This is a genomic window from Aeromonas sp. s2 (assembly GCF_040907935.1).
Classification (GTDB): Bacteria; Pseudomonadota; Gammaproteobacteria; order Enterobacterales; family Aeromonadaceae; genus Aeromonas; species Aeromonas dhakensis.
The window spans coordinates 281,744-296,620 of the sequence record NZ_JBFOCR010000009.1; the positions used below are offsets into that span (position 1 = coordinate 281,744).

Consider the following 14,877-nt stretch of genomic DNA (forward strand, 5'->3'; position numbering starts at 1 on the left):
GGCCCCCTCAGCTGAGCCAGTGCAGGCCGGCATCCACCCCCTCCTTGAGCGCATCTAGCACGGGCAGCATCAGCAGCGGATCCTCGCGTCTGGGCTGATCCGCCAGCTTGCCTAGCCAGCGTTCGCGCCCAAGCGGCGAGAGGTTGTCATAGACGGCCGGCTCCAGCGCAGGCGGGGTGCCGAGCAGCGGTGGCGAGCGCAGCGCCAGCCAGAGCCGCACATCCACCATGGAGCCCCCCTGCTGCAGCCGTTCGTTGAGCCCGATCGCCTCCGCATCATCCTCGCTCCCCTGCAATGGTGTAGCCGGTGGCAGCTCAAAGCGGCTGCGCCAGACCCGACTCTCTGCCTTTGCTGGCTGCCTGGGATCAAACCAGGGCTGCTCTTCCACCGCATCGGTCAGCAGGGCCAGATGCAGACGAAAGTCCGCCCTGTCTCCGTGCTGGAGATCCTGGTTGAGACGTTGCCCGAGCTGGGCTTCGTCTACCAGCCATTGCTCACGAACGGCGCTGGGTAGCATGGGATAACTCTTGGAAACGGTGGTTTCATCCTTTATCGGCCGCAAATCCGATCCTTTGAGCAGGAAAAAACCCGCCGAGGGGTTCACAACCGCAGAAGATCTGTTAGTATGCGCCTCGCACTTGTGGAGGGGTTCCCGAGTGGCCAAAGGGATCAGACTGTAAATCTGACGGCTCTGCCTTCGAAGGTTCGAATCCTTCTCCCTCCACCATTTCAAGTGCCGTCACGACCCAGGTTGTGATGCAAAATCAGCAATGCCCCGTGGAGGGGTTCCCGAGCGGCCAAAGGGATCAGACTGTAAATCTGACGGCTCTGCCTTCGAAGGTTCGAATCCTTCTCCCTCCACCATCTATTCAAGAAAACCCGGCCTCGCGCCGGGTTTTCGCTTTTCAGCGTCCTACCTCATTCGTCGGCCCCCTCAACGCCCCCATAAAAACGGGAGGCCTGCGCCTCCCGTTTTTGTCTCTTGCCGCCCGTTACAGGGTGAAGCGATAGAAGATATCCACCGCCTGGGCCACCCCGCTCATGGCCTGCAGATAGAGCCTTGGCATCAGCTCGTAGCGCAGCTTGAACTCGGCGATGGGGCTGAACACCCCCACCCCGTACTGGAACTGCAGCCCCGGCAGCAGGTAGGCCGACAGGGTCACCTGGGTGTTCTCACCACTGCCGGCGGTGTCGAGGGCCACGTCGCTCATGCCGAGGGATTCCCCCAGACTGGAGACCACGCCGTTGGCCTGGCTGACTGCGCCCGCCACCAGCAGGCCGTTGAAACCGCCATCCTCGCCACTGGTCTGCAGCCCCTTGCCGCGCAGCAAGTAGGAGAGCTGCTCGGACTGGGCCATCTGCGGCTCCGAGTAGACGGTGATCTTGGGCTTGCTGGCCGGTCCGGTCACCCGCACCCCGACCGTCACCTTGTCCTCTATGGTATCGGGATCCCGATACGCCTCTATGTTGAGGTAGGGCTGATCGAGGGGGCCGGAGAAGAGGATGCGGCCATCCTTGATGATGAGGTTCTGGCCATAGGCCTTGAAGCGCCCGTCGTTGAGCACCAGCTGACCGTTGCCCGCCAGCGGCCGCGAGGGATCCTGGCGAATGTTGATGCCGCCCCCCACCTTGGTCTTGAGTCCCATCGCCTCCAGCCGAACGTCGTCACCCAGCCGGATGGCCAGCTTGATCTCCATCGGCAGCGGCGCGGCCTTGGGCACCGGTGGCAGATCGTCATAGACCACGGTCACGTCATCCGACACCGCCACCGCGCTCTCGGGCAGGCTCTTGACCAGGATACGCGCCCAGGGGATATCCACCTGGCCGGTGATCCGGGTCTCCTCTCCCAGCGAGATGGCAATGTCCGGGGAGACTCGCACCCGGCCCATGCCAGGATACTGGGCCTCCAGCTCCTTGCCCTCGATGGTGAGGCTGCCGGTGACCGGCAACTGTGCCCAGCTCAGCCAGCCCCCCAGCGCCAGCGGGCCCTTGCCCACCAGCATGGTGCCGTCCAGCTCGGCCCGGTTGCCTTCAATCTTGAGGCGGGTCACCAGCTTGGAGAGGGTCACCATGTCGGAGTGGGTCTGTACTTCCCCATCCAGCAGGTTGAGCTGGCCAAACAGCAGCGGCGAGGCCAGAGTGCCGTCGAAGCGGGCATCGGCCGAGATGACCCCCTGCAGGGAGCGCACCTCTGGGATGAGCGGGGCGAAGGTGGTCAGCTTGAGGTCGTCAAACTTGAGCTGACCGGAGATATTGCCGCGACCGGACGGCTCCCGGATATAGAGCTTGGTGTCGATGTTGCCGATCTGCCCGGAGGCAAAGTCGAGCCGGATGGCCGCCTGCTGGCGCTCGAAGTCCACCCCGAGCTCGAGTCGCTGATAGTCGGTCTTGAGCTCGTCGGCCACGAAAGTACCCGGCGTGGTGCGCACGGTGGCGTGCAGGGTCGGCTGATTGCCGCGCCAGCTGGCCCGCCCGTCGGCGGAGAGCACCGCCTGCCAGCGGAAGTTGTCCGGCAGCCAGGGCCGCAGGCGCTTGAGGTCGAACTGGTTGAGGGCAAACTCCAGGCTGCCCTGCTGGGCCGATACCTGACTGCCCTTGACGCAGAGGCTGGCCCCCTGGGAGCCGAGGCAGAGATCCCCCATGGTCAGTCGCTGCCGCGGCAGATCCACATCCAGATCCCAAGGTGCGCTCAGCTCCCAGCGCCGCAGCGGCGTCTTCAACTTGAGCTCGCCGAGGGCGCCGCGCCAGCTATCCCCGCGCAGGCCGCCGCTCAGCTTGAGGTTGGCCGCCACCGGGTCACCCTTCATGGTGAGCGACAGGGCGTGCTGGTTGAGATCGCCGCTCAGGTTGAGCGCCAGCTGGCTGAGGCTGGTCGTCCCCTGCACCAGGCTGGCCACCGTCAGGGCCACCTCCCCCGCCGGCTTGTCGCCGACCAGGGCATTGCCCTTGATGGAGATCCCCTTCAGATCGGTGCCGGCATAATAGAGGCGGCTGGCAGCCAGATCTGTGGTGACCCGCGGCGCCTGCTGATTGCCGGTCAGCCGCACCTGCCCCTTGATGTCCCCCTTGAGCCCGGGGTAGAGTCCGGCCAGGTTGGGGGCATCGAGATCCGCATCCAGCTTCCATGTCTGCTGGCTCAGGCTGCCCTTGACCTGCAGCTGATTGGGGCCGCTTTGCAGCGCCAGCGCCGGGATGGTCCACTCCATCTTGTCGTTGCCGCTCGCACTGCCCTTGATGGCCAGCGGATACTGGTTGAGCTTGCCGTCCACCTTCAGCTCGGGCAGTTGCAGTTGCCAGTGGCCTGCCTCATCGAGCTCGAAGCGGCTGGCAATCTTGCCCGCCAGCGCCCCCTTGAGCTCGGACACCAGCTCGGCCGGGTTGATCCCCTTGAACTCCGTGGTGCCCTGCCAGCGAACCCCCTTGTCCCAGGCGAGCTTGCCGTCAAGCTTGAGCTCCCCCTTGAGGGCGTTGAGCAGCAGGTTTATCTGGTTCAGCTGCGTCAGGTCCCCCTTGCCGGTCAGCGCCAGCTTGAAGGGGGGCACGTCCGTGCCCTTGCCGGCGGTATTCAAGGCAAACTGGTAGCCGGAGAGCTTTCCCTTGGCGCTCAGCGTGCCCTTCTCCAGCCGGTAGCTGGGCTCATCTTTCGCGGGCTTGTGCAGCGGCCAGCCCAGGCTCTTCCACTCCAGCCCCGCATCAAAGGGCAAGTCGGGGTCGAGGGGCGCCAGTGAGCCCTTGAGGTTGGCGGCCACCGGCCCCTTGGCCTGCAGCGCCAACGCCAGCTTGCCCACCGAACCACCCAGGGTCAGGCTGGCCTGCTGCCCCTGCAGCTCGCCATCCAGCAGCCCCTTGCGGGCCTTGGCATCCAGGGTCAGGGCGAGTGGGTAATCCTCTTTGAGCTGGATCTTGCCCTTGAGCGCCAGATCCGCCATGGCGTGGCGCAGGGAGAGCTCGCGCAGCGCGATGTCGCTCCCCTCGGCGCTGGCCGACAGCAGCAGCTTGTCGAGCCCTTCGATCAATTCACCTTGCTGATAGCGAAACGCCGTGACCTGCAAGCCTTCCAGCTGGATGGGGAACGGCAGCCGGATGGCGGGCAGCGCGATGGGGGCTGCCTTGGTTGCCTGCTGCGCCTTGCTCTCATCCGCCGGCTTCCCCTTGGCGGTGACAGGCGACTTGGCCGCAGACTTGTCTTGGGTGGTTGCCTTGGTGGCGGCCGGTTTGGCAGCCTCGGCCGCGGGCGTCTCGGCCAGGGTCACCTTGAGGCCGTCCAGCACCGGCCCCTGCACGATCAGCCCCTTGCGGCTGAGGGTGGCGCCGATGTCGAGGGACTTGAGGCTCACTCCCACCCCAGGCACTGTCACATCGAGATCCGCCACCGTCAGACTGTCGACCTGGATTTTCAGGGGCAGCGGGTGCCAGACGAAGGGTTCCGACGGCTCTTCCGGGGCCGGCTCCGAGTCGGCCACCTTGACCACAGGGTGGATAACGTTAAGGGATTTGATCCAGAGCTTGCCCTGCAGCAGCTTGCCCAGATCCCAGTCCAGCACGGCGCGATCCACCGTGACGTCCACCAGCTCGTCCTGCCAGCCGACCCCTTCCAGGGTCCAGCCGTAGCCGAGCTGGCCCGCCACCAGCTCCCCCTTGAGGGAGGGAAGAGCAGCCCTAGCCTGCTGCCACAGCCACTTGTTGCCCTGATGGGTGAAGCCCAGCAGGCTGACGCCGATGAGCAGCAGGAAGATGAGCCCCATCAGCCAGAGAAAGATGCGTTTTACCCAGATCACAGCGCAGACCCCCGCGAAAGATGCAGCCGCAGCGGCCGGTCAGAAGAACATAAGAGAAGAGAGGTGGAGCAGGGCCGGATCATAGTTCAGGCCCCAGCGCGAAGTGGAGCCGCAGCGGCTTCTCATCTTCGGAAATGCCCACCGCCAGATCGAGCCTGACCTGGCCGATGGGGGTCACCCAGCGCACACCGACCCCGGTGCCTATCTTCCAGGCCTCGCTGTAGTCGACCGTGGCGGTACCGCTGTCGACGAACAGGGCCCCCAGCCACTTGTCGCTGAAGCGGTAGTTGTACTCGGCGCTAGCGACGCTCACGTAGCGGCCCCCCAGCAACTTGCCGTCGCTGCCGCGCGGCGAGATGGTCTCGTAGCCGTAGCCCCGCACCGTCTGGTCACCACCGGTAAAGAAACGCAGTGAAGGCGGCACCAGCGAGAAGCTGTCCCCTATGATGGCCCCCTGTTCGGCCCGCAGCAGGAAGCGGTGATCCTCCCCCAGGGTGCGCAGCCACTTGCTGCGCCCCCACACCCGCACGAAGCTGATGTCGGAGCCCCAGTAGGGGTCGGAGAACTCCAGGGTGAGCTGCTGGCGATCGCCCCAGTCGGGCACCAGACCGCCGCGTACCCGCAGCCGTGACCAGGAGACGCCGGGGATCAACAGCAAGCTGTTGCCCTCGTCGGCACCCTGGGTATAGACCTCGTTTTCCAGGCGGATGAACACGTCCCGGTCCCAGCTCTCCGGCCGCCGCTTCCAGCGGTGCACGCTGAAGGTGGTCAGATCGGAGCGGGTATCGTTGTTGTCCTTGTACTGATAACCGGCCTGCAGCGAGTAGTAGTCCCGCAGCGGGTTGCCCACCGGGATCTGGTAGTCGAAGCTGAGTTCGGCCTCGGGCTGGGAGACCTTGGCGGTGGCGTTGAGCCGGTGGCCGTAGCGGTTGACCCAGGGCTTCTCCCAGGTGGCACTCATGCGCGGCCCCACGTCGGTGGCATAGCCGATACCCGTTTCAATCTCGTGATCGACCCGGTTGGAGAGAGTCACCTGCACCGGCACCCGGTTATGCTCGGCCTGACTGATGAGGGGCTTGATGTCCACCTGCTTGAACAGCTTGGTGGAGGAGACATCCTGCGACATCTCCGCCAGCCGGATCGCCAGATAGGGGTCGCCGCTCTTGATGTTGATGAGGGGGCGGATGAGACGCAGCGCCTCCGGCGTGGCGTCGTAGCGGATCTCGCCGAAGTGGTAGCGCGGGCCGGAGCGAAACAGGATGTAGATCTCGGCGGTGCCCTGATCCGGGAACACCTTGACCTGGCTCTTGCTGATCTTGGCGTCGAAGTAGCCGCGGGCCAGCCCCAGGCTGCCCAGATCCGCTTTGATGGATTCGTATTTGCCGTGGTTGAGGGGATCCCCCTCTTTCAGGGGCAGCTTGTCCAACAGCTCGCTGTAGAGCTCGTCGCTGCCGGCATCCCCTTCCAGCAGGATGTCGAGGCGGGAGATGATGACCGGCTTGCCGGGATCCACCTCGATGATCACCTTAGCGGGGGTTTTCTTGTCCCGGCTCAGGGTGATCTTGGGCTGGTAGTAGCCATAGACCTGCAGCGCCTTTTGCACGCTCTCGGTGATCTTGGGGCGGGCCGGACGGTACTGGCGCTCCTGATAGACCGGCAGGGCATTGAGGTAGGCCTCGACGTTGTCCTTGTTCTCCCCTTTCAACCCCTTGATTTGATAGGTGAGTTTGGCCGCTATGGCGGGCGTGACGAACAGCAGCAGACAGAGGCTCAGTCCCAGCGCGCGAAGCCCACGACGAAAAGCCCGTGCGGGCGGTGAGATCCCTGCAGGCAGGGGCGGATTGCATCCTGTCAAACGTCAATTTCCCCGAAGAACATGATTAAAATAATGCGATATTCAGAACGAATATGAGGCTCACTCGATCGCAAGCGCGCCTCATCCTAGCATATCCCCGGCTCGACATCAGAGCGGGTTGACCGCGAATTTCGCCATATTATTGAAGCCTTTGCCCGCGCGGGCCGCCCATTTTGCAGCCATTCCCCCGCAGACTTATGCCACTATGGGCCCAAAAGGGCAATCCATGACCCTCAGGGCCTGGCCAGATGGCCCCTGCCGGCCACTCCGGCCCGACGGCGCAATCTCCCCGATTTCCCGATGGGCGCGACACCAACTGTCGGCAACGGGTCAAGATAGCAGCGACGCCCTCTCCCCAAGCGGCACAGCCTGGCCCCTGGCCGACACTGGGCCATCTCATTCGCCCCTCCGCGGGACTGCGGATTTTATCTTGCCGGATCAAACAGTTGTCGTCACGCAATCAAAGCCTCGTTCAACCCAATCGATTTATCCCGCTGCCCCCCTGCTCACTTCTCGCCCACACTGGAGCCATTGGATCAGACCCCTGCCCCACCAGAGGAGACACAGCATGCACGCACGCAGCGAACAGATGGCGGACTACATCGCCGATAGACTCGAATTCATCACCTTTCTCGCCTGTTGCAGCGCCCTGCTGGCCCTGCTGACCGGCATGAATGGCCAGCAGGCGCTGGCCTTCACCGCGCTGAACCTGCCGTTCGGGCTCGCCATCCTGCTGGGCATGGCCATGCTGGCACCGCTGCCGACCCACTGGCGCCTGCCGGGCATCACCCTGTTGCTGGCAGGCAGCGCCCTGGCGACCCTGCAACTGGGGGGCAACTGGCTCAATCCGCTGGCCATCTGGAGCCTGCATGCCCTGCTCGGGCTGGAGATCCTCTGGCAGGCGCGGCCCAGAACCCGGCTCGGAGCCCGCGCCCGCGGCTGATATGCCGATGACGGCTGACGCGCGGCAGGAATTGGAGTACTCTTTGCGCCCCCGATTTGCCCGCTACCGAGGAGCACCCCGATGAAAAAAGCCTGTGCCCAGCACATCCTGGTCAAGACCGAGAAAGAGTGTCTGGAGATCAAGGAGAAGATTGCCAAGGGAGCCGACTTCGGCCAGATGGCCAAGCGCTTCTCTACCTGCCCTTCCGGCAAGCGCTTCGGCGATCTGGGGGAGTTTTCGAAAGGGGACATGGTCAAGTCGTTTGACGATGCCGTGTTCAAGGGCGAGCTGCTGACCGTGCTCGGCCCGGTGCGCACCAAGTTCGGCTTTCACCTCATCAAGGTGCTCTACCGCAACTGAGTTCAGGACCCGGTTCAGGGTTCTGGATTCAGCTCCACCGGCCAGCCGCCGCAGCGGCGGGCATAGAAGCCGAAACGCCAGGGGTGGCGCGCCGCCCAGTCCTCCATTTCGAGCGCCGGGGTGAACCGGCTCTGCGGCCAGAGTGCAACCCGGCTCGGCCGCCCGTGCAGGGCCTGCCAGCGCGTCAGGCTCACCTGGGCCAAACGCCACTGATAGTCATCCTTCGGCAGCAGGGCCGGCGCAAAGGCCAGCCCCCGGTTGCAATACTGGCCGTCGCCATCACTCCCATCCACCAGCAGCCAGAAGACGTTGAGCAGATCCCCATACCCCACCTTGACCGGGTCATAATCGATGCGCACCGCCTGGCGCTGCGGTGGCACTTCCCGCCAGCTCGACCCCGTCGCCACCCGCTGACTGACATAGCCCGGCTCCACCCGGCTGACCCCGGGCAGGGTCTCGTAGACGGCCTCGGCGCGCCACATGTCCCCCGCCGCCAGCACGGCGCTGTCCGCCCACAGCGGAACGCTTGGGAAAAGCAGCAGGATTGAGATAAATTTACTAACGTTATCAGTCAATTAAGTTTATCCTTCTGGGCACTTGTTCATCATAACCAGGGGATCCCCGTTATGCCCAGTTATTTGTGGTGGCCACTGCTGGCCTGGTTGCTGCCGCTCGCCGGCGCCCTCGGTAGCCGTGTTCACCTCTGGCCCTGGTGGCTGGGATTCGCCCTCTGCCTGCTCGGGGCGCTCGTCTCCCTCGCCTTGCTGGTTCGCCTGCCCTGGTGTCGCAACCGCTGCGCCAACGGCTGGGGCGCCGTCCCCCTGCTGTTGCCCCTGGCCTTTGTGGTGCAGGCGCTGCGCACGCCGCTGGTCAACGACGTCAGCACGGATCCCAGCAACCCGCCCCAGCTGCGCTGGGCAGCCGAACTCAGAACGGCGCAGGATCTGCCCATTAATCCGGCCCCCTTGAAAGCATTTGAGGGGAAACCCGGTCCTCTCTTTACCAGCGCCCCACCGGCCGAGGTGATCACCGAGGCCCACGCCCTGATGGAGCAGCTCGGCTGGCAGGTGCGACCAAGCCCACAAGGGCTCGAGGCGGTGGTCACCACCGGCTGGTTCGGTTTTCAGGATGACGTGGCGCTGCGGGTCTTTGCCGGACCCAGCGAAACCCGCATCGACATGCGCTCCGCCTCCCGCCAGGGACGCAGCGACTTGGGCACCAACCGGGCCCGTATAGAGGAGTTTCTGATCCGCCTCAACGAGCGGCTGGGTCAGGCCTACAAACCCAATTTGAAGCAATAAGAAGGTCATCCATGCGCGTCGAGGTCAAGCCCGATCGGGAATATGCCTGGTTCATCCGCCCCTTTTTCTGGCTGCAAAAACGCAACTACGGCCAGGTGCTCATTCCGGGCAAGTGCTGGGGCCGCTCACCGCGCCTGTTTGCCGCCGTCGCCACCCTCTATGGCGTCATCAACCGCAAGCGCTCCCCCATCGACCCCGTGCTGCGCTCCCTAGTGACGGTGCGGGTCTCCCAGCTCAACTGGTGCCGCTTTTGCGTCGACATCAACGCCATGACCCTGGTAAAAAGAGCCGGCTCCAGCGAGAAGGTGGAGGCGCTCGCCAACTGGCGCGAAAGCCCGCTGTTCGATGAGCGAGAAAAAGCCGTACTCGACTACACAGAGGCGATGACGGGCCTCGATGGGGTCAGCGACGAGCAGGCCGCCCGCCTCAAGCCCTGGTTCGATGACGACGCCATGGTGGAGCTCACCGGCCTCATCGCCTTCCAGAACATGTCGGCCAAGTTCAACGCCGCCCTCGATATCGCCCCGCAGGGCTTCTGCCAGCTGCCGGTCCAGCCCGAGCGCCCGGCCCAGCCGAATAGCAAGGACGCCTGATGAGAGGCTCCCGCCTGCTGCTGGTGCTGGTGATGGGCTGCCTCATCGGCGCCTTCTTCGCCTTCGACCTGGGCCACTACCTGAGCCTGCCCCAGCTGCAGGCCCGTCAGGCCGAGCTGGCCGCCCAGGTCGAGCGCCATTTTGGCGCCGCCGCCCTGCTGTTCGTCGCCGTCTATGTGGTGAGCACCGCCCTCTCCCTGCCTGGCGCCAGCCTGCTCACCCTGGCCGGTAGCGCCGTGTTTGGCGTTGCCTGGGGGCTCTTGCTGGTCTCCTTTGCCAGCAGCATTGGCGCGACCCTGGCCTTTCTCAGCGCCCGCTTTCTGCTGCGCGACTGGGTCGAGCGGCGCTTTGGCGACAAGCTGGCCAGCTTGCAGGCCGGCATGAAAAAAGAGGGAGCGCTTTATCTGCTGAGCCTGCGCCTCATCCCCATCTTCCCCTTCTTTCTGGTCAACCTGCTGATGGGGCTCACCCCCATCAGAGTCAGTACCTACTACTGGGTGAGCCAGCTCGGCATGCTGCCCGGCACCTTCGTCTACGTGCTGGCGGGCAGCGAGCTTGCCAACCTCACCAGTACCGGCAATATCCTCTCCCCTGGCCTGATGGTGGCGCTGACCCTGCTCGGGCTGATGCCGATGCTGCTCAAGGGGCTGCAGCGGCGCCTCGCCCTGCATCAGCTGCACGCCCCCTACCGCAAGCCGACACACTATGACTACAACCTGCTGGTGATTGGCGCCGGGGCCGGCGGCCTCGTGACCAGCTATATCGCCGCGGCGGTGAAGGCCAAAGTGGCCCTTATCGAGAAGCACAAGATGGGGGGCGATTGCCTCAACAGCGGCTGCGTCCCCTCCAAGGCGCTGATCCGAAGCGCCCGCTTTGCCGCCGAGCAGCGCCGGGCCAGTGAGTTGGGCTTTGGCCCAAGCCAGACCAGCGCCGATTTCGCCGCCGTGATGGAGCGGGTCGCCCGCATCATCAAGGAGGTCGAGCCCCACGACTCCATTGAGCGCTATCAGGGGCTGGGGGTGGAGTGCATCCAAGGGGAGGCAAGGCTGGTCTCTCCCTGGGAGGTGGAGGTAAACGGCCAGCGCCTTGCCAGCCTTCATATCGTGCTCGCCACCGGCGCCCGGCCGCTGGTGCCTGAGCTGCCGGGGCTTGAGCAGGTGCCTTACCTCACCTCCGACACCCTCTGGCAACTGCGCACTGCGCCGCGCCAGCTACTGGTGCTGGGCGGCGGCCCCATCGGCTGCGAGCTGGCCCAGAGTTTTGCCCTGCTTGGGGTACCCGTTACCCTGGTGGAGCTCTCGGAGCAGTTGCTGCCCCGCGAAGAGCGGGAGGTGGCCGAGCTGCTTGCGGATCAGCTGGCCCGCGATGGCGTACGGGTGCTCACCGGCTGGCGCGCCGAGCGATCCGACTATCTGCCAGCGGCCGCGGATCTCCCCATCCGGCTGCAACTGCGGCGGGGCGATGAGACGCAAATAATTGAAGGCGATCAGCTGCTGCTGGCGCTGGGCCGGGTAGCCAACGTCAGCGGCTTCGGGCTCGAAGCGCTGGGGGTGGCGCTGACCCCGCGCGGCACTGTGGCTGTCGATGGCTTCCTCACCACCAACTACCCCAGCATTCTGGCGGTGGGGGACGTAGCGGGTCCTTACCAGCTCACCCATGCCGCAGCCCATCAGGGCTGGTATGCCGCAATAAATGCCCTGTTCAGCCCGTTCAAGCGCTTTCGGGCCGACTATCGGGTCATGCCGGCCGCCATCTACACCACCCCCGAAATCGCCCGGGTCGGCCTCAACCAGAAAGAGGCCAATGCGCAGGGCATCCCCTTCGAGCTGACCCGCTTCGAGCTGGCCGAGCTGGACAGGGCCATTGCCGACGGCGAGCGTCAGGGCTATATCGAGGTGCTCACCGTGCCCGGCAAGGATCAGATCCTGGGTGCCAGCATAGTGGGCACTCACGCCGGCGAGCGGATCGCCGAGTTCGTGCTCGCCATGCGCCACCGCCTCGGCCTTGGCAAGATCCTCGCCACCATCCACGCCTACCCCACCCTGATGGAGGGGAACAAGTACCTGGCGGGCGAGTGGCGACGGGCCCGTCAGCCCGCCACCCTGCTGGCGCTGCTGACCCGTTATCACCGCTGGCGCCGCGGCGCCTGACCAACCAGGTAACCCAGATGCGACACTCATTGCCCTCGTTCACACAGCTGCTGCGCACCCTGCCCCTGCTAGCTGGTAGCCTCCTCTTCACCCAGGCCAACGCTGGTGACAACCCGCAGTGGCAGCAAACCCTCGACGAGGCCAAGGGGCAGACCGTCTACTTCAACGCCTGGGGCGGCAGCCCGGAGATCAACGCCTATCTGGTGTGGGCCGGCCAGGAGCTGGCACGCGAATACCAGGTCAAGCTGGTACAGGTGAAGGTGGATGACATCGCCCAGAGCGTGAGCCAGCTGCTGGCCAACAAGCAGGCTGGCAAGCACAGTGGCGGCCCCATCGACCTGCTCTGGGTCAACGGCGAGAACTTCAAGGCGCTCAAGGAGCAGGGGCTGCTCGGCGATCCCTTCACCTATGAGCTGCCCAACATGGCGCTGGTCGACGGTACCCTGCCGGTGAGCGAGGACTTCACCGTGCCGGTGGAGGGGCTGGAAGCCCCCTGGGGCATAGGCCAGCTCAACCTGATGGTCAACGGCGAAGAGGTCAGCCCGCTGCCCACCTCGGCGGCGGCCCTGCTCACCTGGAGCAAGGCCCACCCCGGCCGCTTCACCTATCCCAAACCGCCCCAGTTTCACGGCTCCAGCTTCCTCAAGCAGATCTTGCTGGAGCTGACCCCGGATCCCGCCCCCCTCTATCGGGAGGCGACCGAGAGCGATTTTGCCAAAGTTACCGCCCCGCTCTGGGCCTGGCTGGATGAGCTGCACCCGACGCTCTGGCGCAAGGGCAAGCTGTTCCCCAGCAGCGCCGCCGAAACCCGCCAACTGCTCGATGACGGTGAGCTCGCCATGGCCATCAGCTTCAACCCGCAGGAGGCGCAGAGCGCTGTGCAAAATGGCACCCTGCCCCCCAACGTGGTGGCGGTGGCCATGGCGAAAGGGGCGCTCACCAACAGCCATTTCCTCGCCATCCCCTTCAATGCCAACGCCCGTGCCGGTGCCAAGGTGGTGGCCAACTTCCTGCTGAGCCCCGCCGCCCAGGAGCGCAAGGCCGAGCCCGCCTTCTGGGGCGATCCCAGCGTGCTGCGCGCCGATGCCCTGCCCGCCACCCAGCAGCAGGCGCCGGCACTGCGCTTCAAATCGGTGGCAGAGCCCCACCCCAGCTGGCAGCTCAGGCTCGAAGCGGCCTGGGCCGAGCGCTACGGCCACTGATGAGCCGGTTTGGCAGCACTGCATCCGCTTGGCGCCCCCTGTTCACCGCCGGGTGCGCCCTGGTTTTCGGTCTCCCGCTGCTGGCGGGGGGCTGGCAACTGCTGGCCGAGGGGCTGAGTCAGGCCCACCTGCAGCGGCTGCTGGCCCAGCCGGGCATCTGGCACTCGGCGCTGCTGAGCCTGTGGATTGGCGCCGCCTCGACCCTGGCCAGCCTGCTGCTGACCGCCCTGCTGCTGGCCCACAGCGACAGCCGGGCCGTCGGCTGGCTGCGTCGGCTGCTATCGCCCTTGCTGGCACTGCCCCACGTCGCCTTTGCCATCGGCTTTGCCTTTCTGCTCGCCCCCTCCGGCTGGCTGCTGCGCCTGCTCTCGCCGACCCTCACCGGGTTCGAGCTGCCCCCCGACTGGCAGACCCTGCGCGATCCCGCCGGGCTCGGGCTCATCCTCGCCCTGACCCTCAAGGAGACCCCATTCCTGCTGCTGATGGCGCTCGGTACACAAGACCCCGCCAGGGTGGCGCGTCAGCAGTGGCTGGGGGCGAGCCTTGGCTTCAGCGCCCCCCAGATCTGGTGGCGCCTGCTGCTGCCGGCGCTGTGGCCCGCCTTGCGTCTGCCCCTCTACGCGGTGGCCGCCTACGGGGTAGCCGTAGTGGATCTGGCCCAGCTGCTCGGGCCCGATGCTCCCGCTCCGCTGGCCGTGCGCCTGTGGCTCTGGTATCAGGACCCGGATCTAGCCTGGCGCGGCGCCACCGCCAGCGGCGCCCTGCTGCTGCTCGCCATCACGGCGCTGCTGCTGGCCCTGTTGCGCCTGCTCGAGCTGGCCCATCGAACCCTTGGCAAACCCGGCTGGCTCGATGGCAGACGAGCAAATCCAAGCGCTCTTGGCCGCACCCTTGCCACCGGCAGCGTGGTGACGCTGATTGCCCTCAATCTGGCGGTACTGGGGGCCTTGCTGCTCTGGTCGCTGACCCGGCGCTGGCCCTTTCCCGCCCTCTGGCCGAGCCAGTGGAGCGGCCGCCATTGGCTCGAACTGCTGCCGACCCTGTCGCCGCTGCTGACCACCAGCATGCTGCTGGCGCTGGCGAGCGGGGCGATAGCGCTGGTGATGGCGGTGCTGAGCCTGGAGGCACAGGCGGGCCGCCGCCCCTGGCCACTCTGGCTCATCTGTCTGCCGCTGCTGCTGCCACAGGCCAGCCTGCTGTTCGGCATTCGGCTCGGGGTGGACTGGTTCAGCCTCGGGTGGGGGGGCGATGGCATCGGCTGGGGCTGGGTGCTCTGGAGCCAACTGCTGTTTGTCTTTCCCTACGTTTACTTGTGCCTGCAGGGCCCCTATCGCCAGTTCGACCCACGGATCACCCAGAGTGCCCTGCTGTTGGGGGCAACCCCGTGGCGAGCCTGGTGGCAGGTGAAAGGGCCGCTGCTGGCCCGTCCGCTGCTGTTTGCCTTCGGCGTTGGAGCGGCTGTGAGTCTGGCCCAATACCTGCCGACCCTGCTGTTTGGCGCCGGCCGGGTGGTCACCATCACCACCGAGGCGGTGGCCATCGGCAGCGGCCTCAACCGGCGGCTGGCGGGCCTCTACGGCCTGCTGCAACTGCTGCTGCCGCTCGTTATCTATCTGCTGGCGCTCTGGCTGCCGGCCCGGCTCAACCCGGCGCTCAAGGGCGCCCGCTGACGAGGAACTCTCATGATGGAGATAG

11 protein-coding genes and 2 tRNA genes are annotated in these 14,877 nt (G+C 65.6%); 9 read left to right on the forward strand and 4 right to left on the reverse strand.

Annotated elements, in window-relative coordinates; genetic code table 11:
• Positions 1–7: 7 nt before the first annotated feature.
• Entirely contained in the window at positions 8–517 is a 510-nt protein-coding gene (locus tag AB5Y81_RS06245; protein WP_279484581.1) for a VC2046/SO_2500 family protein, read from the reverse strand.
• Positions 518–642: 125 nt separating this feature from the next.
• On the opposite strand from AB5Y81_RS06245, the gene AB5Y81_RS06250 reads away from it, so the two are divergent.
• A tRNA-Tyr gene (locus AB5Y81_RS06250) sits at positions 643–727 on the forward strand.
• Between the two features lie 52 nt (positions 728–779).
• A tRNA-Tyr gene (locus AB5Y81_RS06255) sits at positions 780–864 on the forward strand.
• Between the two features lie 128 nt (positions 865–992).
• Here AB5Y81_RS06255 and AB5Y81_RS06260 read toward each other — a convergent pair.
• Together AB5Y81_RS06260 and AB5Y81_RS06265 are read right to left on the reverse strand one after the other, a co-directional pair.
• Positions 993–4,778: a translocation/assembly module TamB domain-containing protein gene (locus AB5Y81_RS06260; protein WP_368146603.1), complete on the reverse strand. Its 3,786-nt coding sequence runs from the start codon at positions 4,776–4,778 to the stop codon at positions 993–995.
• Positions 4,779–4,857: 79 nt separating this feature from the next.
• Entirely contained in the window at positions 4,858–6,633 is a 1,776-nt protein-coding gene (locus tag AB5Y81_RS06265; RefSeq protein ID WP_139430329.1) for an autotransporter assembly complex family protein, read from the reverse strand.
• Positions 6,634–7,201: 568 nt separating this feature from the next.
• Here AB5Y81_RS06265 and AB5Y81_RS06270 point away from each other — a divergent pair.
• Positions 7,202–7,576: a hypothetical protein gene (locus tag AB5Y81_RS06270; protein ID WP_005299231.1), complete on the forward strand. Its 375-nt coding sequence runs from the start codon at positions 7,202–7,204 to the stop codon at positions 7,574–7,576.
• A gap of 81 nt (positions 7,577–7,657) precedes the next feature.
• Entirely contained in the window at positions 7,658–7,936 is a 279-nt protein-coding gene (locus AB5Y81_RS06275) for a peptidylprolyl isomerase (protein ID WP_017779266.1), read from the forward strand.
• A 14-nt stretch (positions 7,937–7,950) separates the two neighbouring features.
• Here the strand turns inward: AB5Y81_RS06275 and AB5Y81_RS06280 are convergent, their stop codons facing one another.
• Positions 7,951–8,511, reverse strand: a complete 561-nt coding sequence (locus AB5Y81_RS06280) for a peptide-methionine (S)-S-oxide reductase (protein ID WP_025201924.1) — start codon at positions 8,509–8,511, stop codon at positions 7,951–7,953.
• A 51-nt stretch (positions 8,512–8,562) separates the two neighbouring features.
• Here AB5Y81_RS06280 and AB5Y81_RS06285 point away from each other — a divergent pair, with 51 nt between their 5' ends.
• Genes AB5Y81_RS06285 through AB5Y81_RS06305 form a run of 5 tightly spaced genes read left to right on the forward strand, consistent with a single transcriptional unit; the run spans position 8,563 to position 14,852 of the window.
• Positions 8,563–9,237, forward strand: coding sequence for a DUF1499 domain-containing protein (locus AB5Y81_RS06285; protein WP_017781814.1), 675 nt, complete (start codon positions 8,563–8,565; stop codon positions 9,235–9,237).
• Positions 9,238–9,248: 11 nt separating this feature from the next.
• Positions 9,249–9,830 carry a carboxymuconolactone decarboxylase family protein gene (locus AB5Y81_RS06290; RefSeq protein ID WP_017786574.1) on the forward strand — a complete coding sequence of 194 codons (582 nt, stop codon included), beginning with the start codon at positions 9,249–9,251 and terminating at the stop codon, positions 9,828–9,830.
• Positions 9,830–11,980 (forward strand): FAD-dependent oxidoreductase, encoded by a 2,151-nt coding sequence (locus AB5Y81_RS06295; protein ID WP_279484583.1) that lies wholly within the window; start codon positions 9,830–9,832, stop codon positions 11,978–11,980. The genes AB5Y81_RS06290 and AB5Y81_RS06295 overlap by 1 nt, the downstream gene beginning before the upstream one ends.
• Before the next feature lie 17 nt (positions 11,981–11,997).
• A complete protein-coding gene (locus AB5Y81_RS06300) occupies positions 11,998–13,182 on the forward strand; it encodes an ABC transporter substrate-binding protein (protein ID WP_279484584.1) in 1,185 nt (394 codons plus the stop codon).
• Entirely contained in the window at positions 13,182–14,852 is a 1,671-nt protein-coding gene (locus AB5Y81_RS06305; RefSeq protein WP_368146604.1) for an ABC transporter permease, read from the forward strand. The genes AB5Y81_RS06300 and AB5Y81_RS06305 overlap by 1 nt, the downstream gene beginning before the upstream one ends.
• Positions 14,853–14,877: the final 25 nt, after the last annotated feature.

Excerpts from the sequence above, each read along its gene's own strand:
- AB5Y81_RS06245 (WP_279484581.1), bottom strand. The coding sequence starts at position 517 with ATGCTACCCAGCGCCGTTCGTGAGCAATGGCTGGTAGACGAAGCCCAG.
- AB5Y81_RS06270 (WP_005299231.1), top strand. The coding sequence starts at position 7,202 with ATGCACGCACGCAGCGAACAGATGGCGGACTACATCGCCGATAGACTC.
- AB5Y81_RS06275 (WP_017779266.1), top strand. The coding sequence starts at position 7,658 with ATGAAAAAAGCCTGTGCCCAGCACATCCTGGTCAAGACCGAGAAAGAG.
- AB5Y81_RS06285 (WP_017781814.1), top strand. The coding sequence starts at position 8,563 with ATGCCCAGTTATTTGTGGTGGCCACTGCTGGCCTGGTTGCTGCCGCTC.
- AB5Y81_RS06290 (WP_017786574.1), top strand. The coding sequence starts at position 9,249 with ATGCGCGTCGAGGTCAAGCCCGATCGGGAATATGCCTGGTTCATCCGC.
- AB5Y81_RS06295 (WP_279484583.1), top strand. The coding sequence starts at position 9,830 with ATGAGAGGCTCCCGCCTGCTGCTGGTGCTGGTGATGGGCTGCCTCATC.
- AB5Y81_RS06300 (WP_279484584.1), top strand. The coding sequence starts at position 11,998 with ATGCGACACTCATTGCCCTCGTTCACACAGCTGCTGCGCACCCTGCCC.
- AB5Y81_RS06305 (WP_368146604.1), top strand. The coding sequence starts at position 13,182 with ATGAGCCGGTTTGGCAGCACTGCATCCGCTTGGCGCCCCCTGTTCACC.